The organism is Pseudomonas sp. IT-P2 (assembly GCF_949767575.1).
Lineage (GTDB): Bacteria > Pseudomonadota > Gammaproteobacteria > Pseudomonadales > Pseudomonadaceae > Aquipseudomonas > Aquipseudomonas pharyngis.
This window is the reverse complement of record NZ_CATKQA010000005.1, coordinates 122,281-145,446: the sequence shown is the minus strand read 5'-3', so window position 1 is coordinate 145,446 and position 23,166 is coordinate 122,281. Positions and strand designations below refer to the sequence as shown.

Genomic DNA, 23,166 nt, shown 5'->3' with positions numbered 1-23,166 from the left:
GCGCTAACGAAAAAGCCCCGCTCTGATATTCAGGCGGGGCTTTTTGTTGGACGCAGATCGGCGGTTATGCCGAGGGGTGCACGGCGGCAATCATGTCGACTTCGATAGCCGCGTTTTTTGGCAACTGATAGACGCCGACAGTGGTGCGGGTGTGACGCCCGACATCGCCCAACACATAACTGAATACGTCCGAGGCGCCGTTGGCAACTTCGCTGAGATCGACAAAATCCGGCGTGGACTTCACGTACACCGTGACCCGCAACAACGCCCTGACCTTGTCCAGCGAACCGACTGCATCGACGATAAAGGCCAGACACCGCATCGCACTGATGCTCGCCGCGGCCTGCGCATCCTTGAGCGTCAACTCCTGCCCCACTCGCCCTGGATACTGAATCCTGCCCTCGGTGCGCGGCACCATGCCGCTGATGTAGATCTCATCGCGATGACGGATCAACGGCGCGTAATTGCCACCCACCGTGTTCTCGCCATTGATGTCGTAGTTCAGCTCTTTTGCCAGGGCAATGAAGCGCTCGTCGCAGGTCATCCTCTCAGTCATTTCGCCCAGCCTCTTGATCGATGCATGTAGTTGGATCCGAATCTAGGACTTTTGCCTATCGACCGCAACCTGTCGATTTCTAGCTAGTCGTTTCGAGGGAATGGCTGATTACCCCACCCTTTTGGGAGAGAGTCTGTTCGCGACAAAGGACGTCGTTTATCCATCATCCGAGCAACAAAAAACCCCGCTCATCTCTCGATGAACGGGGTTTCTCGTACAACGTTCGAACCTTACGGCGCGTACGTCAGCAGCAGCTCGGTCGGCACCTTGAAGTCCAGGGACATCATGACGCTCAACGCGGTGATGGTGAAGATCGAGAACACGAACAGCTTGCGTGCCCAGACCGTGTCATCCACCGCCTTGTAGCCGGTCCAGGCCATGTACAGCCAGTACATGCCCATGGCCGCGGCGACGGCGAGGTAGCTCATGCCGGCGTAACCGCTGAAGGTCAGCATCAAGGTCGCCACGAGGAAGGCCAGGATGTAGAGCAGGATGTGCTTCTTGGCCACCTGGATTCCGCGCTTCACTGGCAGCACCGGAATCGATGCGGCCAGGTAATCGTTGAAGCGGAAGATCGCGATGGCGTAGGAATGCGGCATCTGCCACAGGCTGAACATCACCAGCAGGGTCAGCGCGGCCATGTCGAAGCTGTTGGTCACGGCCACGTAACCGATCACCGGCGGCATGGCGCCCGACAGACTGCCCACCAGCGTGCCGTGAACCGACTTGCGCTTGAGGTACAGGCTGTAGAAGCCGACGTAGATGATGAAGCCGATCACGGCGAACAGGGCAGCCAACGGGTTGGCCACCTTGTACAGCAACGCAACGCCGGCGACACCCAGGACGGTCGCATAGACCAGGGCCAGTTTCAGGGAGATCAAGCCCTGGACCAGCACCCGGTTCTTGGTGCGTTCCATCTTCAGGTCGATGTCGCGGTCGATGCAGTTGTTGAACACGCAACCGGAGGCCACGACCAGGGAAGTGCCGATCATGGCTGCCAGAAACACGGCCAGATCGACATGCCCTTTCGAGGCCAGGAAGAACCCGCCTGCCACAGAAAGCACGTTACCGAAAATGATCCCCGGTTTGGTGATTTGGATAAAGTGCTTGAGCGACATCGGGTTTACCTCACTTCGCCATCATGTAGGTGTGGATGCTGAACATGATCCACAGCGACAGACCGACCAGCAGCACGATCACGATGGCCGTAAAGACGAACGCAATCACGTTGTTACGTTGAGCGATGGAACGGTCCAGGTGCAGGAAGTAATACAGGTGAACGATCACCTGGATCACGGCGAACAGCAGGACGATTGCCAGCGTCGTCGACTTCGGCAGGGTCGGGAACATCACCAGGCCGAACGGGATGACGGTCAGGATTACCGACAGGATGAAGCCGATGGCGTACGACTTTACGCTGCCGTGGCCAGCATCATGGCTGTCATGGGAGTGTGCATTAGCCATTACAGGGTCCCCATCAGGTAAACAACGGTGAATACGCAGATCCACACCACGTCCAGGAAGTGCCAGAACAGGCTCAGGCAGCTAAGACGGGTCTTGTTGGTCGCCGTCAGGCCGTGCTTGTTGACCTGGTACATCATGATGCCCATCCAGATCAGACCGGCGGACACGTGCAGACCGTGGGTACCGACCAGCGTGAAGAACGCCGACAGGAAGCCCGAACGGCTAGGACCGAAGCCCTCGGAGATCAGCAGGTGGAACTCGTTGATCTCCATGGCGATGAAGCCTGCGCCGAGCAGGAAGGTCATGAACAACCAGCCCAGAACCTGCTGCTTTTTACCCTTGTACAACGCCAGCATGGCGAAGCCGTAGGTGATCGAACTGAACAACAGCAGAGCGGTTTCGCCCAGCACGTATGGCAGTTCGAAGATGTCGTGGCCCGACGGGCCACCGGCGACGTTGTTTACCAGTACCGCGTACACCGCGAAGATCGACGCAAACAGAATGCAGTCGGTCATCAGGTAGAGCCAGAAACCGTATACGGTCATCTCGCCCGAGTCGTGGTGATGGTCATCGTGCCCATGGTCATGACCATGGGCGTGTCCAGCATTGGTCACTAAGTTCGACATTGTTTAAGCCTGTTCCAACTTGGTTTCAACACGGGTTGCGGAAGCAGGGATCTTCCCGGCCGCTACCAGACGCTTGTGCTGCTCGGCTTCGATGCGCTCGATCGTTTCAACCGGCACCATGTAGCCCTGATCGTCACGTGCTGCGTGGATCACGAAGTAGATGACAGTGCCGGCCAGGCTGGCGATCGCCAACCACCAGATGTGCCAGATCATCGCGAAACCGAACACGGTCAGCAGTGCGCCCATCACCACGCCAGTGGCGGTGTTGTTCGGCATGTGGATCGGTTCGTACTTGGCCGGGGCCTTGTACGCGGTACCGTTTTCCTTGGCCTCGGTGAACGGATCGATGCAGTCTGCCTTTGGCAGTACAGCGAAGTTGTAGAACGGAGGTGGCGACGAGGTCGACCATTCCAGGGTATGGGCATTCCACGGGTCACCGTGTTCGCACATGTTTTCCGGCTTGTTGCGGTCACGCACCGACACGTACAGCTGGATCAGCTGGCAGGCGATACCCACAGCGATCATCACCGCACCGAACATGGCAACGTACAGGTACGGTACCCACTCAGGGTTGGTGGTGGCGTTCAGACGACGGGTCATGCCCATGAAGCCCAGAGCGTAGAGCGGCATGAACGCGACGAAGAAGCCCGAGATCCAGAACCAGAACGCTGCTTTACCCCAGCCTTCGTGCAGCTTGAAGCCGAACGCTTTCGGGAAGTAGAAGCCGAAGCCTGCGATGTAGCCGAATACCGCGCCGCCGATGATCACGTTGTGGAAGTGAGCGATCACGAACAGGCTGTTGTGCAGAACGAAGTCAGCACCCGGGATGGCCAGCAGTACGCCGGTCATGCCGCCGATGGCGAAGGTCACCATGAAGCCCAGGGTCCACAGAACCTGGCTGGTGAAGCGCAGACGGCCCTGGTAGATGGTGAACAGCCAGTTGAACAGTTTCACACCCGTCGGGATGGAAATCAGCATCGTCGCCAGACCGAAGAAGGCGTTGACGCTGGCACCCGAACCCATGGTGAAGAAGTGGTGCAGCCAAACCATGAAGCCCAGTACCGAGATCGCGCCCGAGGCGTAGATCATCGAGTGGTGGCCGAACAGTTTCTTGCCGGTGAAGGCCGAGATGACTTCCGAGAAAATGCCGAATGCCGGCAGGATCAGGATGTAAACCTCAGGGTGGCCCCATGCCCAGAACAGGTTGACGTACATCATTGGATTGCCACCAAGTTCATTGGTGAAAATGTGGAAATCCATGTAACGGTCAAGGGTCAGCAGTGCCAGGGTAGCGGTCAGGATCGGGAACGAAGCCACGATCAGGACGTTTGCCCAGGTGCAGGTCCAGGTGAAGATCGGCATGTCCATCAGTTTCATGCCAGGGGTACGCATTTTCAGCACGGTCGCGAGGAAGTTAACCCCGGTTAACGTTGTACCCAGACCCGATAGCTGTAGCGCCCAGATGTAGTAGTCCATCCCCACGCCAGGGCTGTATTGCAGACCCGACAGCGGTGGATAGGCAACCCAGCCGGTCTTGGCGAATTCGCCGACGCCCAGGGACAGGTTGATCAGCACGACGCCGGACACCAGCAGCCAGAAGCTCAGGGAGTTCAGGAACGGGAACGCAACGTCACGCGCGCCGATCTGCAGCGGCACTGCAAGGTTCATCAGGCCGGTGAAGAATGGCATCGCCATGAAGATGATCATGATCACACCGTGAGCGGTGAAGATCTGGTCATAGTGTTCAGGTGGCAGGTAGCCAGGCGAACCCTCGGTGGCCATGGCCAGCTGGGTACGCATCATGATGGCGTCGGCAAAACCGCGCAGCAGCATGACCATGGCGACGATGATGTACATCACGCCGATTTTCTTGTGGTCGACCGACGTCAGCCACTCGGTCCACAGGTAAGTCCACTTCTTGAAGTAGGTGATTGCAGCGAACAACGCCAGACCACCGAGCGCGATCATCGAGATGGTGACCATCACGATCGGCTCGTGGAAAGGGATCGCTTCCCAACTTAATTTACCAAACATCGTTTACTCCTCTGCCCCGGCAGCTGAATGCGAATTCGAGTCCATATCCGTTGCCGCCACTTCTTTCTCTTTCTTCTCGTGCTTCAGCGGCTTGCCTGGTTTCATGCCTTCGTACTTGTCGACGATGGTCTGGAACAGGTTCGGCGTGACCGAGGAGTAGAGCTCGACTGGATTGTTCTGGCTTGGCTTGGCAAGGGCTGCGTATTCAGCGGCTTCAAGCTGTTTAGGTGCCTTCTTGACTTCACTTACCCAGGCGTCGAAATCTTCCTGAGAAGTTGCGATCGCTTTGAATTTCATACCGGTGAAACCAGCGCCGCTGTAGTTGGCGGAGATACCGTCCATTTCAGCGTTGCGGTCAGCGATCAGGTGCAGCTTGGTGGTCATGCCCGCCATCGCGTAGATCTGGCCGCCCAGGCCCGGGATGAAGAACGAGTTCATCACCGCGTCCGAAGTGATCCGGAAGTTAACTGGCGTGTGCGCCGGGAACACGATCTTGTTGACCGTGGCGATGCCTTGTTCCGGGTAGATGAACAGCCACTTCCAGTCCAGCGCGACCACTTCGATGGTCACCGGCTTGACGTCGGATTCGATCGGACGATACGGATCCAGCGAGTGGGTCGACTTGTAGGTGATGTAACCCAGGGCAATGATGATCAGGACCGGGATGGTCCAGACTGCCACTTCGATCTTGGTCGAGTGCGACCATTTCGGGGTGTAGACGGCGTTCTTGTTGGAGGCGCGGTACTTCCAGGCGAACAGGAAGGTCATGACGATGACCGGCACAACGACCAACAGCATCAGCAGCGTGGCGGTGATGATCAGGTTGCGCTGTTCCAGGCCGACCTGGCCCGTTGGATTGAGCAAGGTCATGTTGCAGCCTCCCAGCAACAACGTGCCGAGCAGCGGCACTAGGCCTAGTAATCTGGGGTACCTGTTTTTACTCATCTCACGACCTCTAAAGCAGCTTGCGCAATGCAGTTGGGTTTTGATCGCCAACACTTCACCCTGCCAAGGGTTGGCATTTTCTTTGGATTGAATAAGGGCCGCCCGTCGCGCGTCAGACGCTCGACAAAACCTGGGACAGCGGTCAGTTCTTATTCGAATTCGTGGTCAAAGGCCTTGTTACAGACCAATTCCATTTGGTGCGGAAAGTTGGAAAGGCACCGACACCTGGGTGTCTCGCAAGCCTCTCGGCTGCCCGACACCCGACTTCCTGCTCGCCTCCTTAATAAAGGCTGAACAGTGCCGGGAATTCAGTGCGGGCGATTGTAGATAGGTAGCGCCCTATACACCATGTCTTATCCCGAAATAATTTTTATCGCTCTGAGCAACAATCCATCGCTTTTTTTGCAAAAGTGACCCATGTTATCGAAATCGATTCTCAACAAAAACACCAAAAAATGTAGGTCTATCGGCCTCAGTTCAGACAGCTCCGAAAGCTTTTTCCCACGGCGCGATCCGCGCAAAGCCCGATATGCCAAGGCTTTTGGCCATCTGCCCGAGTCTGTTAAAACTGCCTGATCCGGCACACGCGTGCAAAAACCGAAAAACGCTGAAACAGACCAATCCTTTTTTGTAACAGCACTCCAATCCGGACCTGTGAAACGCGCTGCGACAGGGCGTGTGTGACAACATGTCGCACACCTGTCGCACCCTTCCTTGCCGTTCGTCACGGTGTTTTCACACAGACCCTGAAATGCAAAACGCCTCGATCTGCGTCACCGCAAATCGAGGCGTTTGGTTTATCGGCGCACGCGCCGAAAAGTTGATTCAGCGCAACGCTTTTCGGTTACGCGAGGTCAGCAGCGGCACCAGGATCACCACCAGCACGAAGGCCACCAGCGCCCATTGCGCCAGCGACAGGCCGAGGATCGGCGGGTACGGCGTCGAGCAGAAACCGTCGACCTGGAAGCCCAGCGGGAAGATCTTCGCCAGCGGCAGGTCATCGACGATCGGCTGCAACACATCGATGCCGCAGCTCACCGCCGGATAGAACTGGGTGTACACGTGATGCCCGGCGACACCAGCGCCGGCGATGGCACAAATCACCACCAGCACCTCGAACACGGTGATGCTGCGCCGGGTGCGCATGGCCGCGCCGATGAACGCGAACAACGCAATCAGCAGTAACGCATAACGCTGCAGGATGCACAGCGGGCACGGCGCCTCGCCCAGCACGATCTGCATGTACAGTGCGCCACCGATCAGCGCCAGGCAGATGATGCCCAGCAACACCAGATAGCGCCGCTCACGTCCCAATCGAATCGTTTCCTCGCTCATCGCGTTTCCCTTTCATGTCCATGGTTCAGCTGGCCGGCGGCTGCGCTTGCAGTTGCGCCATCAGGCTGATGTTGTCTTCGATATGCCAATTGGCCGCGATGCGACCGTTGTCGATCTGATAGATATCGGTTGCCCGGAAGTCTACACGCTGGCCCTGCCCTTTGAGAGTCTTGAAGGTGCCGGTGAAATGCCCGCGAAAGTGCAGGTGCACCACTACGCGATCCCCGGCGACGATCATTTGCTCGATCTCGCAGCTCAAGTCCGGCACCGCCGTGCGAAAGAACTTCGACGCCAGCAGCGGCCCGGTCGGCCCCTGTACCCGGCCTTCCGGCGGGGTCTTGTCGACGAACTGCGGCGACAGGGCAGCGGAGGCCAACGCCTCTTCGCCCGTGTTCCAGAAACTGCCATAACGCCGCGCCGCCAGTTCCATCGCATCACGCTTGGCCTTGGGCAGGCTCTGATCGACGATCAGGGTCTGCGGCTGGATCAACGCGGATTCGGCGAACGCGAATGGACTGGACAGCAAGACAACCGACAGGCCCAAAGTGGCCAGGCTGAAACGACGGGAAGAGGCGAAGTGCGACATGGGGGCGATCCTGATCATGTAAACGAACGAGCGCCTATCATCAGCATCGGGGAATAAACGATAAACCGGTTAAGAAACGATTAACCTTTAAACAGAATTTAAGAATCAAGTCCGCGTAACGGCCAATCGCGAGTAGGCTCGCTCCCACATTTGAATGCATTTCAATGTGGGAGCGAGCCTGCTCGCGAATGAGGGCAACCCGGTTCCGGATTATTCCAGAGCAGCAGCCGGCCCGAAGAACTCATACCGGCTCTGCTTCTCCGGCACACCCAGGGCCTTCAGGTGACGCTTGATCGCCCCCATGAAACCTTTCGGCCCAAGGAAGTAAGCGTCCACATCACGCTCCGCCGGCAGCCACTCGCCCAGTTGCTCCTCGCTCAACAACCCGACCTTGTCCGCCGCCGGGCTCACGCCGTCATCTTCGGCGTAGCAATAGAAGCGCTTGAGCTGCGGATGGCGCGCGGCCAGCCCGTCGATCCAGTCACGGAACGCATGCACGCTGCCGTTGCGCGCACTGTGAATGAAGTACACCGGACGCTCGGTTTCCAGCGCCGCTTCCAGCATCGCCAGCGTCGGCGTGATACCGACGCCGCCGCTGATTAGCACCAGCGGTTTATCACTGGCGGTCAGGGTGAATTCGCCCGATGGCGGGAACAGCTGAATGCTGGCGCCGACATGCAGTTGATCGTGCAGGTAATTGGAGGCACGGCCGCCCGGTTCGCGTTTGACGCTGATGCGGTACTGACCTTTGTTGGCCAGGGCCGACAGCGAGTAGTTGCGGCGGATTTCTTCGCCGTCGAGGATCAGCTTCATGCCGATGTATTGGCCTGGCTCGGCTGCGAGAATCGGGCCCTTGTCCGCCGGTTCGAAGTAGAACGAGGTGATTTCCGCACTCTCCTCGACCTTGGCCGCGACAATGAACTCCCGCGCCCCGCGCCAGCCGCCGACGGCTTGCTCTTTCTGGTCATAAATGGCGGTTTCGGCGCCGATCAGGATCTCGGCCAACTGACCGTAGGCCGCGCCCCAGGCACTCATCACTTGCGGGGTGGCGATTTCTTCGCCGAGCACTTCGGAGATGGCGCGCAGCAGGCAGGTGCCAACGATCGGGTAGTGCTCCGGCAGGATTTGCAGCGCAACGTGCTTGTTGATGATCTTGGCCACCAGATCGCCCAACTGGTCGAGTTGATCGATGTGACGGGCGTACATCAACACGCCGTTGGCCAAGGCGCGAGGCTGGTCACCGCTGGCTTGGTGAGCCTGGTTGAACAGCGGGCGAACCTCCGGGTACTCGGAGAGCATCATGCGGTAGAAGTGGGTGATCAGCGCTTCACCGCCGCTTTCCAGCAGAGGCACAGTGGATTTGACGATGGCACGATCCTGGACGCTAAGCATAAGGGTGACTCCTGAGCTTTCTCTAAAAGTGCCTTATCCATTCCAGTATTCGTGCCAACTATTTTTTCTATATAAATCAACAGCTTGAAAATTATGTAGTCAGATCGACACAAGCACCTCTATAGTCGCTTCGACTACAACGTGTCTCTTTGACTACAAGCCCATGTCCGCCAAATCATTGCTCACCGCCCTGCTCCCACTGGTCTCCGACCTGTCCCGCGAACTGCCCGAAGGCGAGCGCTATCGGCGCCTGCTCGAAGCCATGCGCGCCCTGCTGCCCTGCGATGCCGCCGCACTGCTGCGCCTAGATGGTGAATGGCTGGTGCCGCTGGCCGTGGACGGTTTGAGTACCGACACCCTCGGTCGCCGCTTCAAGGTCAGCGAACACCCGCGCTTTGAAGTGCTGCTGGCCGGTGAAGGACCGACCCGTTTTGCCGCCGACAGCGATCTGCCCGATCCGTACGACGGACTGGTCGACGGTCTCGACGACCACCTCGAAGTTCACGACTGCCTCGGCTGTCCGTTGTTCGTCGATGAAAAACTCTGGGGCCTGATTACCCTCGACGCCCTCGATCCCGAACGCTTCGAACCTATCGAACTCGATGCCTTGCAAGCCTTCGCCAGTCTCGCATCGGCCACTGTGAATGCCGCCGAACGCATCGAACGTCTGGCGATCCGCGCCGAAGACGAACACCAGCGCGCCGAGGTCTATCGCCAGGCCAGCGGCCAGCAGAACCGCGAAATGATCGGCCAGAGCAAGGCGCATAAACGACTGGTGGAAGAAATCAATCTGGTCGGCGGCAGCGACCTGACCGTGTTGATCACTGGCGAAACCGGAGTCGGCAAGGAACTGGTGGCCCAGGCGATCCACGCTGCCTCCAAGCGCGCCGACAAACCGATCATCAGCCTCAACTGCGCGGCCCTGCCGGACACGCTGGTGGAAAGCGAACTGTTCGGCCACGTGCGCGGCGCCTTCACTGGCGCCACCAGCGACCGGCGCGGCAAGTTCGAACTGGCCAACGGCGGCACGCTGTTTCTCGATGAAGTCGGCGAGTTGTCGCTGACCGTCCAGGCCAAGCTGTTGCGGGTTTTGCAGAGTGGTCAGTTGCAGCGTCTGGGTTCGGACAAGGAACATCAGGTCGACGTGCGCCTGATCGCCGCGACCAACCGCGACCTGGCCGAAGAAGTGCGCAGCGGCCGCTACCGCGCCGACTTCTACCATCGCCTCAGCGTCTACCCGTTGCGAGTGCCGGCGCTGCGTGACCGGGGCCGCGATGTGTTGTTGCTCAGCGGTTATTTCCTGGAACAGAACCGCTCGCGCATGGGCCTCAACAGCCTGCGCCTGAACAGCGACGCCCAGGAAGCACTGCTGGCTTACACCTGGCCGGGCAACGTGCGGGAACTGGAACACTTGATCGGACGCAGCGCACTGAAGGCGCTGGGCAACTGCAAGGTGCGGCCGAAGATTCTCAGCCTCAGTGCGCTGGATCTCGATCTGCCGCGCGAGGTTGTGGATAACTCATCGGCGCCGTCCGAAGCAGCCACCCTCCAGCCGTTGATCAGCGGCGACCTGCGCACCGCCACCGAGCAGTATCAGCGGCAGTTGATCAGTGCAGCGCTTGAGCGCAATCGGGACAACTGGGCCAGTGCGGCGCGGGAGCTGGGGCTGGACCGGGCGAATCTGGGGCGGATGGCGAAGCGGTTGGGGATGAAATAAAAGTCCCGCCGTCGGATTGGCGCCGGAATCCCTAAAGCCTGCCGGTTACAAGTCGATAACCCGGCATCGATACTTGCTGGCGATCCGTGCGATCGCCGCTCACCTTTTTCCACAGAAGGTTTTTATGTCTTCCAACAAAGCCCGCGCAGATTCACTTTCGCTTCTGCTGTTTACCTTGCGCAGCGGCAAGCTGATGGCGATCAACCTGCTGAAGGTCAGTGAAATCATCCCCTGCCCGCCGCTGACCAAGCTGCCGGAGTCGCACCCGCACGTCAAAGGCATCGCCACCCTGCGCGGTGCTTCGCTGTCGGTGATCGACCTGAGCCGCGCCATCGGCGAGCGGCCGCTGGAAGACCCGAACGGCGGCTGCCTGATCGTCACTGACGTCAGCCGTTCGAAACAGGGCCTGCATGTGCAGGCGGTGAGCAAGATCGTGCATTGCCTGACCACCGACATCAAACCGCCGCCGTTCGGTTCCGGCGGTTCGCGCGCCTACATTACCGGCGTGACTTCGGTGGACGGCACGCTGGTGCAGGTGCTGGACATTGAAAAAGTCATCCACGGCATCGCCCCGGCACAGATCGAAATGGCCCCGACCGAGCTGAGCATGGAAGACGCCGAAGTGCTGGGTAACGCGCGGATTCTGGTGGTCGACGACAGCCAGGTGGCGCTGCAGCAATCGGTGCACACCCTGCGCAACCTCGGCCTGCAATGCCACACCGCGCGCAGCGCCAAGGAAGCCATCGACTGCCTGCTGGACCTGCAAGGCACGGCGCAGCAAATCAACCTGATCGTCTCCGACATCGAAATGTCCGAGATGGACGGTTACGCCTTCACCCGTACCCTGCGCGAAACCCCGGACTTCGCCCACCTCTACGTGCTGCTGCACACCTCGCTGGACAGCGCGATGAACAGCGAAAAGGCTCGCCTCGCCGGGGCCAACGGCGTGCTGACCAAGTTCTCCTCGCCCGAGCTGACCCACTGCCTGATCGAAGCGGCCAAACACGTCGCAGCTCAGGGTCACTGAGTCTTGAGCGAGACGTTCTGTTTTCTGATGCGGCGCGACCTGAGCCAGGACGTGCCGACCATCGAATGGCCGAACGGCATCGAACTCACGACCTACAGCGCCGAACGCGCATCCGCCGTGCATGAACTGATGCAGATCGGCTACCGCGAAGGCGGTGGTCGGGTGCCGGCGCTGGGCGTCTGGCAACAGCAGTTCGAAAACGATCCGGAATACGATCCGGCACTGTGTTTCATCGCCAGCGATGCCGAAGGCGTCATTGGCCTGGCGCAGTGCTGGACCAGTTCCTACATCAAGAATCTGGTGGTGCATCCTCGGGGGCAAGGTCGGGGATTGGGTCGGGCGTTGCTGCTTCATGCGTTCAAGGCGTTTCGGGATCGACGCGAAGGGTTTGTCGATCTGAAGGTGCTGGAGAGCAATCAGCGAGCGCAGCGCTTGTACGAAATGTCTGGAATGTATGTGGTTCGCCGGGAACTGGTGCCGGACTGACAAACTAAAATCCTGCGGCATACTCCAACCTTGGCGATCAACTTCCAAGGATGCCCGAACCATGAAACGCCTCGCCCTCTCCGTACTTTGCCTCATCGCCCCGTTGGCCCACGCCTCCAGCCCCGACGCCTGGGCGGCCTACGACAAAGCCGTGCTCGCCAGCTGCACCAAGGCCAGCGGCCTGAAAAACGCCAAACCGGTCGGCAACGCCGCGCAATTCGATGACCGCGTCGGCTACACCGCGCTGTTGCTGCAAGGCCAGTACCCGCAAAAACACATGAAGGGCCAGCAAGGCACCGAGCTGTGTCTCTACAACAAAAAGTCGAAAACCGCATTCGTCACCGAATGGGACTCGATCCGCCCCACCGCCAAACCCTGAGCGAATGGCGCACAACTTGCTTCACTCCGGGCCTGTACGGCGGCTTTATGTCGCCGATTCACACCCTGATTGAAGATTGCCCGCTCAATGAATACGACCTTTTCCTGCGTAGGCTGCGGCAAATGCTGCACCGATCACCATGTGCCCCTGACCCTGGCCGAAGCCCGCATGTGGGCGGCTGACGGCGGTCAGGTGATCGTGCTGGTGGAGGCGTTTCTTGCCAACGGCCTGGGCCTGCCGGAACAGCAGCGTGAACACGCTCAGCGGCGTTCGGCGGTAGTACGCAGCGGAATGTCCGACGCCCATGTGGCGATCACTTTCGCCGCCTACAACGTCGGTCCCTGCCGGAATCTTGACGAAGACAAGCTGTGCCGCATCTACGAGCGCCGACCGCTGGTGTGCCGCATTTATCCCGCCGAAATCAATCCGCACATCCCGCTGAACCCTGCCGCCAAGGACTGCCCGCCAGAATCGTGGGAGCAAGGGCCGCAACTGATCGTCGGTGGTGAACTGGTCGATCAGGAACTGGTGACGCTGATCCAGCGCTCGCGTCAGGCGGATCGCGATGACATCCGGATCAAGGACGCGATCTGCGGTTTGCTCGGCATCCGCACCACGGCGCTTAAGGGCGATGGGTTCACCGCGTACCTGCCGGACATGGGCGCGTTTGCCTCAGTGATCGATCAGGTCGCGGCGCAGCCATTGAGCGAAGTTTCCAGCGAATGGCTGTTCCATGTCTCCGGCGACGACATTGCCGGGCAAGTACGGGCGGCCGGGGCACAAGTGGTGTCCGAACCGCCGCAGACCTACGCGTTCATCTCGTTGCGAGCAGCCTGAGCGCCCTGCCGCCGCCCCCAGAACTCCCGCGCCAGCGAACGCAAATCCCCCGCCAGCCCCGCCACATCCTGAGAGTTGAGCTGGCTCTGGCGCCCCTCATCCACCGTCAGCTCGCACGCCGTGCGAATACTGACGATGTTGCGGTTGATGTCCTCGCTCACCGCGCTCTGCTCCTCGACCGCTGCGGCAATCTGCAGACTCATCTCGGTGATCTGCTCGACCCGCCCGCTGATCCCGTCCAGGGCCCGGGCCGCACGCTGCGCCTGCTCGACACTGTTATCCACATGCTCGCTGCTCTGCTGCATCACCAGCACCGCATCCCGCGCGCCGTTTTGCAGGGTGCTGATCATCCGTTGAATCTCATTGGTCGACTGCTGAGTGCGCTGGGCCAGGCCACGCACCTCATCAGCGACCACCGCAAACCCACGCCCGGCATCCCCGGCCCGCGCCGCTTCGATTGCGGCGTTGAGCGCCAGCAGATTGGTCTGCTCGGCGATGCTGCGAATCACCTCCAGCACCCCGGAAATCTCGCTGCTGTGGCCTTCGAGCTGATGAATCACCTCGGTCGCCCGCCCCAACTCCTCGGCCAGCCGCAACACCGCACTGCGACTCTCGCCCACCAGCAGATGACCCTCACGGGTTTCCGTCCCCGCCATATCCGCCGCCACCGACGCCTGCTGCGCATGGCTGGCCACCTCGGCCACACTGGCCGCCATTTGATGAATCGCCGCCGCCACCTGATCGGTTTCCGCCTGCTGCGCCAAGGTGCTGGTGTGACTGCTGTGCAGATGATCCACCAATTGCGCCGCATGCCCGGCCAGCCGCTGCGACGCATCGCCGATCCGCCCCACCACCGCGCCGACCTGCGCTTCAAGCATCTGCAAGGCAAACTCGATCTGCCCGAACTGATCCCGCCGCCCGGTATAAATGCCCTGGCTCAAGGGGTTGTCGGCAATCAACCGCGCACGCTCGGTCAGACGCTCCAGCGGCCGCAATAACCAACCCACGCCCAGCGCACACGCACCACTGCCGGCTACCAGCGCAGCGGCTTCGATGCCCAGAGACTCCGGCCGCAGCCAGGCTTCAATCCCCAGCACCAGCGCCAGCACCGAACTGGTCAACGCCATGATCTTCGCCCGCAAACTCAGGCTCGGCAGCCACTGCCACCGCGCCATCCGCCCCTCGCGCAACTGCGCATACGCCCGCTCCGCCGCCGCAATCTGCCGCGCATCCGGCCGCGTGCGCACCGACTGATACTCCACCGCCGCACCGTTCTGCGTGACCGGCGTGACATAGGCACTGACCCAGTAATGATCACCGTTCTTGCAACGATTCTTCACCAGCCCCATCCACGACCGCCCACCCTTGAGCGTCTGCCACATATGGGCAAACGCCTGCGCCGGCATGTCCGGATGACGCAGCAAATTGTGCGGCGCACCCAGCAGCTCGTCGCGGCTGTAACCGCTGATCCTGATGAAGTCGTCGTTGGCGTAGGTGATCGCGCTGGTCAGATCGGTGGTCGAGAGAATGTTCGCATCCGGCGCAACATCGACATTGCGCCCGGTCACCGGGAGATTGATCTTCATGGAAAGCGCGCTCGTTTTATTGGAAAGAGTCGGCAGGGCTGCTGACTCTAAGCGCACTAATCGGTTAAACGTTGATCTGGCTCAGGAACTGAGCAATTAGCCATCACTGTGACCGAAAATCACAGCGACGGCCGAGGCGGGATTGAATCAGCGCTTGCCCATCGAACGGCGAGTACCCGAAGGCGCCACACCCGGAATCTTGGCGTGACGATCACCGTCCTTGCCCTTGAATTGCGGCTGCTTGGCCGCTTTAGCCGCCGCCAGCTCACCTGGCTTGAACGGAAACTTGAACGCAGGAATGGTTGGCTTGGATTCGCCGGCCTCGGCCAGCTCTGCCGGGACATCGCTCACAGCGTTGTCGATTGGGGAAGTCATGAAAGCTCCGCGAAGCAAAAAAGTCCGGCCCGGTGGACGAGCCGCGAAAGCGCGCAGTATACCTGCGTGAGCGGACTTTAAAGAGCCCCAAAAAGGGTACGACCGGTTCCTTTTCGGGACTCTTCGACTAGCGGATCACGTTTGCGGATCAACCCGATCCAGCGCCCGGTTCACCGCCAGCTCGGCCAGCATGACGATCTGCTGGATTCCCAGTGCCGTACTGCGCTGCGGGCCCGAAAGCTCATTGGCGAAATTGCTGGCGATGGTACTGGCCGACGCCAGGGACTCGCAGGCATTGGCCAGCAGGCTTTCGGTGTCGACGTTGGGAGTGACCATATACATCGTGCTCGGGCGCGGTTTGGTGGGGTTGGGGCAGAGGTAGTAGTCGAGGGCGCGTTTGATGGCTTCGCGGTTACGGGCGAGGTCTTCGGCGCGCATGGCCTCTTCGAGGGGGGGTGGGGGATTCGAGGGGTGGGTCGGGTATCAGTTTGTCCATGAAAAACTCCTACTTGGCTATGGAGCCATCCCTTGTCGTTTCCACACGACAAGAGGTGGCAGCTGTACGCAGGGTGGAAAACCGATAAGTAGGCAACCGGCCAGACCGAAGTCTGCCTGCGCACAGCCGCCGCGACGCAGTTTGCAGACGAAAGAAGACATCGGCAACGATTACGGGGAGATGCTTTGCAACTACTTGAAATCAGGTTTCCACGCCTGTTCGCTGGATTGGCAGCGACAGCCAGAGACTAGAGAGCGCACTTCCGACGGACAACCTGAAAACGTTGTGGGAAGGATCGCCGAAACAGACACAACTTTTAAACATTCGAAAATGGAACGCGGAGCGTCCCGGGCGGCATTCCCACGCGGAGCGTGGGAACGATCAAAGCAAAAGCAGTCCGCATTTGCTTCTCGCTTCCCACCACTCAACACAATGAGCGTTAGCTCGAGTACCGCTCTTGACCTGCCGGCCCCATCGGCAGGCTGAGTGGAGGGATTTATCCGGGGGTGGGAGCGCAGCGACCGTGCGGCGAAGCCGCATGCATCGAGAGGAGGTGCAGCGAAGCAAACCGTAGGCGATGCCCCCGGATGAATCCCGTAACGAAGGAACGCCGAGCCACAGCGAGGCGCCGAACGCAGGGGCCAAGCCCTTTGGTTACTTTGGGCTGGGCCGGCATTCCGGCGTTTGCCAAAGTGACCCGCCGTAAGGGCGGAACCGCCAGCCGCAGCACCCGAAGAAACGGATATTCACAAAGAACATCCAAAGCCTGGCCGGCCCAAAGGCCGCCAAGTCAAAAGCCGAAACTGACAGCGCCGTCAGCCAGCCGTCACCCTCCTGACCCCCAAACAAGTTTATAAAGACAAAACCTGCCCAAACCCCGTCCCCTGGCGCCCCACAAGCATGCAAACCCAGAAGAAAAAGGCCCTGCTCGCCACCCTGTTGATCGCCCTCGCAGCCGCAGGTCTGTGGTACGCATACAAACCCGCCCCGGCCAAACTGGCAGCCCCCACCGCCATCCCGGTCAGGGTCGTCGCCGTCAGCGAAAAAGACGTCCCCCGCTACACCAGCGGCATTGGCTCGGTCCTTTCGCTGCACAGCGTCGTGGTGCGCCCACAGATCGACGGCATCCTCACCAAGCTTTTGGTCAAGGAAGGTCAACTGGTGAAACAGGGCGACCTGCTCGCCACCATCGACGACCGCTCGATCCGCGCCAGCCTCGACCAGGCCCGGGCACAACTGGGCGAAAGCCAGGCGCAACTGCAAGTCGCTCTGGTCAACCTCAAGCGCTACAAACTGCTCAGCGTCGACGACGGCGTATCGAAGCAGACCTACGACCAGCAACAGGCACTGGTCAACCAGCTCAAGGCCACCGCCCAAGGCAATCAGGCTTCGATTGACGCGGCACAGGTACAACTTTCCTACACCCAGATTCGCTCCCCGGTCACCGGCCGCGTCGGGATTCGTACGGTCGACGAAGGCAACTTCCTGCGTATGACCGACACCCAAGGTCTGTTCACCGTGACCCAGATCGACCCGATCGCCGTCGAGTTTTCCCTGCCCCAGCAAATGCTGCCAACCCTGCAAGGCCTGATCAGCGACCCGCAGCGCGCACTGGTCAAGGCCTACATCGGCGCCGACACCGATGGCGAAACCGGCAACCTGCTCGGCGAAGGTCACCTGACCCTGATCGACAATCAGATCAACGCCAACACCGGCACCATCCGCGCCAAGGCCGAGTTCGACAACCCCAACCAGAAACTCTGGCCGGGCCTGCTGGTGACGGTAAAGATTCAGACAGCGCTGGATAAAGATGCGCTGGTGGTTCCGCCCACCGTCGTACAACGCGGCCTCGATCAACACTTCGTGTACAGGGTCAACGGCGACAAGGTTGAAGCGGTGCAGGTGCAAATGGTTTACCAGGGCAGCGGTCAGGACATCATCAAGGGCGTGAAGCCCGGCGACGTATTGGTCAGTGACGGCCAGTCGCGGCTCAAGCCCGGTTCGACCGTGCAGGTCATGAGCGAACCGCCGCAGGTGGTGCAAGCGGAGCCCAAGCCATGAAGCAGCACAAAGGCGTTTCGACCTGGTGCATCGATCACCCGGTGGCGACGATTCTGCTGACCATCGCGCTGGTACTGGTCGGGGTGATTGCCTTCCCGCGTCTGCCGATTGCCCCACTGCCGGAAGCGGAATTTCCGACGATCCAGGTCTCCGCCCAACTGCCCGGCGCCAGCCCGGACACCATGGCCTCGTCCGTGGCCACGCCGCTGGAGGTGCAATTCAGCGCCATCCCCGGCATGACCCAGATGACCTCCAGCAGTGCGCTGGGCTCCACGTTGCTGACCCTGCAATTCATCCTCGACAAGAGCATCGACACCGCCGCCCAGGAAGTGCAGGCCGCGATCAACACCGCCGCTGGCAAACTGCCGAAAGACATGCCGACCCTGCCGACCTGGAAGAAGGTCAACCCGGCGGACAGCCCGGTGCTGATCCTCAGCGTCAGCTCCACGCAAATGCCCGGCACTGAACTCAGCGATCTGGTGGAAACCCTCCTTGCGCGTCAGATCAGTCAGATCGACGGTGTAGGCCAGATCAACATCACCGGTCAGCAACGTCCGGCAATCCGCGTACAGGCCTCGGCCGACAAACTGGCGGCCATCGGCCTGACCCTCGCCGACATTCGTGTGGCGATCCAGCAGACCAGCCTCAACCTCGCCAAGGGCGCGCTGTACGGCGAATCGAGCATTTCCACGTTGTCGACCAACGACCAGTTGTTCCACCCCGAGGAATACAGCCAGCTCATCGTTTCCTACAAGGACGGCGCCCCGGTTCACCTCAAGGATGTCGCCAAAGTCGTCAACGGTTCGGAAGATGCCTACGTGCAGGCCTGGGCCGGTGATCGGCCGGGCGTGAACCTGGTGATCTCCCGCCAGCCCGGCGCCAACATCGTCGAAACCGTCGACCGGATTCAGGCCGCCCTGCCCGGCCTCGAAGCCATGCTGCCGGCCTCGGTGCAGGTCAAAACCCTGATCGACCGCACCCAGACCATCCGCGCCTCGCTGCATGAAGTGGAAATCACCCTGCTGATCGCGATCCTGCTGGTGGTGGCGGTCATGGCGCTGTTCCTGCGCCAGTTGTCGGCGACGATGATTGTCTCGGCGGTGCTCGGCGTGTCGCTGACCGCCAGTTTCGCCTTGATGTATTTGCTCGGTTTCAGCCTGAACAACCTGACCCTCGTGGCCATCGTGGTGGCCGTGGGTTTCGTGGTCGACGATGCCATCGTGGTGGTGGAAAACATCCACCGTCATCTGGAGGCCGGCGACAGCATGCGCGACGCTGCGATCAAGGGCGCCGGCGAGATCGGTTTCACTGTGGTGTCGATCAGTTTCTCGCTGGTGGCGGCATTCATTCCGCTGCTGTTCATGGGCGGCGTGGTCGGGCGGCTGTTCAAGGAATTCGCCCTGACGGCCACCTCGACCATCATGATTTCCGTGGTGGTGTCGTTGACGTTGGCGCCAACGCTGGCAGCGCTGTTCATGAGCAAACCGGTGCATCACGCCCATGACAAACCGGGCTTCAGCGAACGCCTGCTCAGCTGGTACGAAAAAGGCCTGCGCCGCGCCCTCGCTCACCAGAAATTGATGATCGGCGTGTTCGGCATTTCCGTCGCACTGGCGATTGGCGGCTACGTGTTTATCCCCAAGGGTTTCTTCCCGGTGCAGGACACCGGTTTCGTCCTCGGCACCACCGAAGCCGCCGCCGATATCTCCTACAGCGACATGGTGAAAAAACACCTGGCGATGGCCGAAATCGTCGCCGCCGACCCGGCCGTGCAGGCGTTCTCCCACTCGGTCGGCGTGTCCGGCAGCAACCAGACCATCGCCAACGGGCGCTTCTGGATTGCCCTGAAAAAACGCGGAGACCGCGATGTTTCGGCCAGCCAGTTCATCGACCGCATTCGTCCGCAACTGATGAAAGTCCCGGGCATCGTGCTTTACCTGCGCGCCGGCCAGGACATCAACCTCAGCTCCGGCCCGAGCCGTGCGCAGTATCAATACGTGCTCAAGAGCAACGACGGGCCGACCCTCGCCACCTGGACCCAGAAACTCACCGAGAAGCTGCGCAGCATCCCGGCGTTCCGTGACATTTCCAACGACCTGCAACTGGGCGGCAGCATCACCCATATCAGCATCGACCGCAGCGCCGCCGCGCGTTTCGGCCTGACGGCGAGTGATGTCGACGAGGCGCTGTACGACGCCTTCGGTCAGCGGCAGATCAACGAGTTCCAGACCCAGGTCAACCAGTACAACGTAATTCTGGAGCTGGACACCAAACAGCGCGGCAAGGCCGAAAGCCTCAACTATTTCTACCTGCGCTCGCCGCTGAGCGGGGAAATGGTGCCACTGTCGGCGCTGGCCCGATTCGACGCGCCGACCATCGGCCCACTGTCGATTGCCCACGACGGCATGTTCCCGGCCGCCAACCTGTCCTTCAACCTGGCGCCCGGCGTGGCATTGGGCGACGCGGTGATTCTGCTGAATCAGGCCAAGGCCGAGATCGGCATGCCGACCGCCATCAGCGGCAACTTTCAGGGCGCGGCCCAGGCGTTCCAGAGTTCGCTGAAAAGTCAGCCGTGGCTGATTCTCGCGGCGCTGGTGGCGGTGTACATCATTCTTGGTGTGCTTTATGAAAGCTTCGTCCATCCGCTGACGATCATTTCGACCTTACCGGCGGCGGGGCTGGGTGCGGTGATCATGCTGTGGATCTGCGGGCAGGACTTTTCGATCATGGCGCTGATCGGGCTGGTGTTGCTGATCGGTATTGTGAAGAAGAACGGCATCCTGATGATCGACTTCGCCCTGGAAGCCCAGCGCCATCGCGGGCTGTCGCCGCAGGATGCGATTTTCGAAGCGTGTATCACGCGGTTCCGGCCGATCATCATGACCACCCTCGCCGCGCTGCTCGGCGCCCTGCCGCTGATGCTCGGTTACGGCACCGGCGCGGAACTGCGCCAGCCGCTGGGGATTGCTGTGGTGGGCGGCCTGCTGGTCAGCCAGATGCTGACGCTGTTCACCACGCCGGTCATATACTTGTGGCTTGAGCGGCTGTTCCACAAGCCCAAACCTGCGCCCGTCGCGGCGCTGGCAACGACAGACTGAGGCGGGTCATGCGCGTTCTGATTATCGAAGACGAAGAGAAAACCGCGGACTACCTGCACCGCGGCCTGACGGAACAGGGTTACACCGTGGATCGGGCCCGCGACGGCGTCGAGGGCCTGCACCTGGCGCTGGAAAGCGACTACGCGGTGATCGTCCTCGACGTGATGCTGCCGGGTCTCGACGGCTTCGGCGTACTGCGCGCCTTGCGTGCGCGCAAGCAGACGCCAGTGATCATGCTCACTGCCCGCGAGCGGGTCGAAGACCGGATCCGGGGCCTGCGCGACGGCGCCGACGATTACCTCGGCAAACCGTTTTCCTTCCTCGAACTGGTGGCGCGCCTGCAAGCGCTGACCCGGCGCAGTGGCGGCCATGAACCGGTACAAGTGAGCATCGCCGACCTCTGGATTGACCTGATCAGCCGCAAAGCCACCCGCGCCGGCACCCGGCTGGATCTGACCGCGAAGGAATTTTCGCTGCTCAGCGTGCTGGCCCGGCGTCAGGGCGAAATTCTCTCGAAAACCGCGATTGCCGAAATGGTCTGGGACATCAATTTCGACAGCGACGCCAACGTGGTCGAAGTCGCGATCAAACGCCTGCGGGCCAAGCTCGACGGGCCGTTCGACGAGAAACTGCTGCACACCATCCGTGGCATGGGTTATGTGCTGGAGAGCCGTGGTGTCCAGTAATTCCATCGCCCTGCGCCTGAGCGGAATGTTCACGTTGGTGGCGCTGCTGGTGTTCCTGTTGATCGGCGGCGCGCTGTATCAACAAGTGGACAAAGGCCTGGGTCTGTTGCCGGAAGCGGAACTCGATGCGCGTTACAGCGTGCTGGAATCCGCGCTCAACCGCTATGGCACCCCCGAGCATTGGGTGAAGATCAACGCCAAGCTCAAGCTGCTCGGCGAAGAAGACAAGCGCATCCGTTTCTGGGTGGTCAGCGGCAATCCGGGCTACGAGTTTGGCGAGCCGGATGCCTTGATCCGTGCGTTTGCCCGAGGCCCGCTGGGCATGCGCGACCTGCAACTGCCCGACCATCCCTATCCGCTGAAAGTACTGCTGACCGAACTGCCGGCCAAGGATCAACGCCCGCCGCTGCGCTTCATGATCGGCATCGACACCGAGACCTTTCACCAGACCCAGCATCAGTTACTGATTGCGCTGGTGAGTCTGGCGGTGATCGGCGTGCTGCTGGCCTCGGCACTGGGTTACTGGGTGGCGCGGATCGGCCTGAAGCCGCTGATCAAACTGTCCCAGGAAGCCCAGCGTCTGGCACCGCCGTTGCGGGCCGGGCGTCTGCGACTGTCGCCGTTGCCGCCGGAACTGGAGCAGTTCGTCGACTCGTTCAACTCGACGCTGGAGCGGGTTGAGCAAGCCTATTCGCGGCTCGAATCCTTCAACGCCGACGTCGCCCATGAACTGCGCTCGCCGCTGACCAACCTGATCGGCCAGACCCAGGTCGCCCTGACTCGCGGGCGCTCCGCCGAGCATTATTTCGAAGTGCTGCAATCCAACCTCGAAGAGCTGGAGCGCCTGCGCTCGATCATCAACGACATGCTGTTCCTGGCCAGCGCCGATCAGGGCAGCAAGGCCACCAAACTGACCTCGACCTCGCTGGCCGATGAAGTGGCGACCACTCTCGAATACCTCGATTTCATCCTTGAGGATGCGCAGGTCCAGGTTCGGGTAAGCGGTGATGCGCAGGTGCAGATCGAGATCGCCCATCTGCGCCGGGCCTTGATCAATCTGCTGAGCAACGCGGTGCAACACACGGCGCCCGGCCAAGTGATCGAGGTGCAGATCGCGGTCGAGGAACATCAGGTCAGCATCGGCGTGGCCAACCCCGGCGCGCCGATTGCCAGCGAGCATTTACCGCGCTTGTTCGAGCGTTTCTACCGGGTGGATGCGTCGCGCAGCAACAGCGGCAACAATCACGGGTTGGGGCTGGCGATCGTCAAGGCGATCGCGTTAATGCACGGCGGCGATGTGTTTGTGCGCAGTGATCGCGGGATGAACACCTTCGGGATCCACCTCCCCGTCTGACCCCTCTCCCGATCGTTCCCACGCTCCGCGTGGGAATGCAGCCCGGGACGCTCCGCGTTCCACTCCAAAGCCGAACACAGAGCTTCCATCAAGGTGTTCCCAAGCCGAGTCCTGGAATGATCACCC

20 protein-coding genes and 2 pseudogenes are annotated in these 23,166 nt (G+C 60.7%); 9 read left to right on the top strand and 13 right to left on the bottom strand.

Annotated features, from left to right (window positions below):
• Positions 1-64: 64 nt before the first annotated feature.
• From ACM6JM_RS04355 to hmpA, 9 genes are all read right to left on the bottom strand, one after another.
• Positions 65-556 carry a RidA family protein gene (locus ACM6JM_RS04355; RefSeq protein ID WP_039765654.1) on the bottom strand — a complete coding sequence of 164 codons (492 nt, stop codon included), beginning with the start codon at positions 554-556 and terminating at the stop codon, positions 65-67.
• A 230-nt stretch (positions 557-786) separates the two neighbouring features.
• A complete protein-coding gene (gene cyoE, locus ACM6JM_RS04350; protein WP_085668163.1) occupies positions 787-1,674 on the bottom strand; it encodes a heme o synthase in 888 nt (295 codons plus the stop codon).
• Positions 1,675-1,684: 10 nt separating this feature from the next.
• Positions 1,685-2,020 (bottom strand): cytochrome o ubiquinol oxidase subunit IV, encoded by a 336-nt coding sequence (gene cyoD / locus ACM6JM_RS04345; RefSeq protein WP_007956718.1) that lies wholly within the window; start codon positions 2,018-2,020, stop codon positions 1,685-1,687.
• The gene (locus tag ACM6JM_RS04340; RefSeq protein WP_007956720.1) at positions 2,020-2,646 is read right to left on the bottom strand and encodes a cytochrome o ubiquinol oxidase subunit III; all 627 of its coding nucleotides are present in this window, start codon (positions 2,644-2,646) and stop codon (positions 2,020-2,022) included. Before ACM6JM_RS04340 ends, cyoD begins: the two co-directional genes overlap by 1 nt.
• Before the next feature lie 3 nt (positions 2,647-2,649).
• Positions 2,650-4,680 (bottom strand): cytochrome o ubiquinol oxidase subunit I, encoded by a 2,031-nt coding sequence (gene cyoB / locus ACM6JM_RS04335; RefSeq protein WP_007956721.1) that lies wholly within the window; start codon positions 4,678-4,680, stop codon positions 2,650-2,652.
• A 3-nt stretch (positions 4,681-4,683) separates the two neighbouring features.
• Positions 4,684-5,625, bottom strand: a complete 942-nt coding sequence (gene cyoA / locus ACM6JM_RS04330) for a ubiquinol oxidase subunit II (protein ID WP_011335843.1) — start codon at positions 5,623-5,625, stop codon at positions 4,684-4,686.
• A gap of 825 nt (positions 5,626-6,450) precedes the next feature.
• The gene (locus ACM6JM_RS04325; RefSeq protein WP_007956723.1) at positions 6,451-6,960 is read right to left on the bottom strand and encodes a disulfide bond formation protein B; all 510 of its coding nucleotides are present in this window, start codon (positions 6,958-6,960) and stop codon (positions 6,451-6,453) included.
• 25 nt (positions 6,961-6,985) lie between these two features.
• On the bottom strand, positions 6,986-7,546 hold the full coding sequence (locus ACM6JM_RS04320) for an ester cyclase (RefSeq protein ID WP_414881375.1): 561 nt from the start codon (positions 7,544-7,546) through the stop codon (positions 6,986-6,988).
• 210 nt (positions 7,547-7,756) lie between these two features.
• Positions 7,757-8,938 carry an NO-inducible flavohemoprotein gene (gene hmpA / locus ACM6JM_RS04315; RefSeq protein WP_039765645.1) on the bottom strand — a complete coding sequence of 394 codons (1,182 nt, stop codon included), beginning with the start codon at positions 8,936-8,938 and terminating at the stop codon, positions 7,757-7,759.
• A gap of 163 nt (positions 8,939-9,101) precedes the next feature.
• On the opposite strand from hmpA, the gene norR reads away from it, so the two are divergent.
• The 5 genes from norR to ACM6JM_RS04290 all read left to right on the top strand — a co-directional run bounded on the left by norR (position 9,102) and on the right by ACM6JM_RS04290 (position 13,384).
• The gene (gene norR / locus ACM6JM_RS04310) at positions 9,102-10,655 is read left to right on the top strand and encodes a nitric oxide reductase transcriptional regulator NorR (protein ID WP_103386718.1); all 1,554 of its coding nucleotides are present in this window, start codon (positions 9,102-9,104) and stop codon (positions 10,653-10,655) included.
• A 124-nt stretch (positions 10,656-10,779) separates the two neighbouring features.
• Complete coding sequence (locus ACM6JM_RS04305) at positions 10,780-11,682, top strand: chemotaxis protein CheV (protein WP_011335848.1); 903 nt, start codon at positions 10,780-10,782, stop codon at positions 11,680-11,682.
• Positions 11,683-11,709: 27 nt separating this feature from the next.
• Positions 11,710-12,168: a GNAT family N-acetyltransferase gene (locus ACM6JM_RS04300; RefSeq protein ID WP_064599278.1), complete on the top strand. Its 459-nt coding sequence runs from the start codon at positions 11,710-11,712 to the stop codon at positions 12,166-12,168.
• Positions 12,169-12,229: 61 nt separating this feature from the next.
• A complete protein-coding gene (locus tag ACM6JM_RS04295; RefSeq protein WP_039765638.1) occupies positions 12,230-12,547 on the top strand; it encodes a hypothetical protein in 318 nt (105 codons plus the stop codon).
• An 87-nt stretch (positions 12,548-12,634) separates the two neighbouring features.
• Entirely contained in the window at positions 12,635-13,384 is a 750-nt protein-coding gene (locus tag ACM6JM_RS04290; protein WP_414881374.1) for a YkgJ family cysteine cluster protein, read from the top strand.
• Here ACM6JM_RS04290 and ACM6JM_RS04285 read toward each other — a convergent pair.
• The 4 genes and pseudogenes from ACM6JM_RS04285 to ACM6JM_RS04270 all read right to left on the bottom strand — a co-directional run bounded on the left by ACM6JM_RS04285 (position 13,354) and on the right by ACM6JM_RS04270 (position 15,841).
• The gene (locus tag ACM6JM_RS04285) at positions 13,354-14,481 is read right to left on the bottom strand and encodes a methyl-accepting chemotaxis protein (protein ID WP_371855243.1); all 1,128 of its coding nucleotides are present in this window, start codon (positions 14,479-14,481) and stop codon (positions 13,354-13,356) included. The two genes, ACM6JM_RS04290 and ACM6JM_RS04285, sit on opposite strands and share 31 nt — an antisense overlap.
• A 207-nt stretch (positions 14,482-14,688) precedes the next feature.
• A pseudogene (locus ACM6JM_RS04280) lies at positions 14,689-14,970 on the bottom strand (PAS domain-containing protein); the annotation flags it as partial.
• Positions 14,971-15,117: 147 nt separating this feature from the next.
• Positions 15,118-15,345 carry a hypothetical protein gene (locus tag ACM6JM_RS04275; protein ID WP_039765632.1) on the bottom strand — a complete coding sequence of 76 codons (228 nt, stop codon included), beginning with the start codon at positions 15,343-15,345 and terminating at the stop codon, positions 15,118-15,120.
• A gap of 135 nt (positions 15,346-15,480) precedes the next feature.
• Positions 15,481-15,841: pseudogene (locus ACM6JM_RS04270) on the bottom strand (DUF6124 family protein).
• A 900-nt stretch (positions 15,842-16,741) separates the two neighbouring features.
• On the opposite strand from ACM6JM_RS04270, the gene ACM6JM_RS04265 reads away from it, so the two are divergent.
• The 4 genes from ACM6JM_RS04265 to ACM6JM_RS04250 are packed head-to-tail and all read left to right on the top strand — an operon-like array spanning position 16,742 to position 23,040.
• The gene (locus tag ACM6JM_RS04265; RefSeq protein WP_210710096.1) at positions 16,742-17,902 is read left to right on the top strand and encodes an efflux RND transporter periplasmic adaptor subunit; all 1,161 of its coding nucleotides are present in this window, start codon (positions 16,742-16,744) and stop codon (positions 17,900-17,902) included.
• On the top strand, positions 17,899-21,000 hold the full coding sequence (locus ACM6JM_RS04260; RefSeq protein WP_414881373.1) for a multidrug efflux RND transporter permease subunit: 3,102 nt from the start codon (positions 17,899-17,901) through the stop codon (positions 20,998-21,000). The genes ACM6JM_RS04265 and ACM6JM_RS04260 overlap by 4 nt, the downstream gene beginning before the upstream one ends.
• An 8-nt stretch (positions 21,001-21,008) precedes the next feature.
• Complete coding sequence (locus ACM6JM_RS04255; protein WP_011335857.1) at positions 21,009-21,686, top strand: heavy metal response regulator transcription factor; 678 nt, start codon at positions 21,009-21,011, stop codon at positions 21,684-21,686.
• A complete protein-coding gene (locus ACM6JM_RS04250; RefSeq protein ID WP_414881372.1) occupies positions 21,676-23,040 on the top strand; it encodes a heavy metal sensor histidine kinase in 1,365 nt (454 codons plus the stop codon). Before ACM6JM_RS04255 ends, ACM6JM_RS04250 begins: the two co-directional genes overlap by 11 nt.
• Positions 23,041-23,166 lie beyond the last annotated feature (126 nt).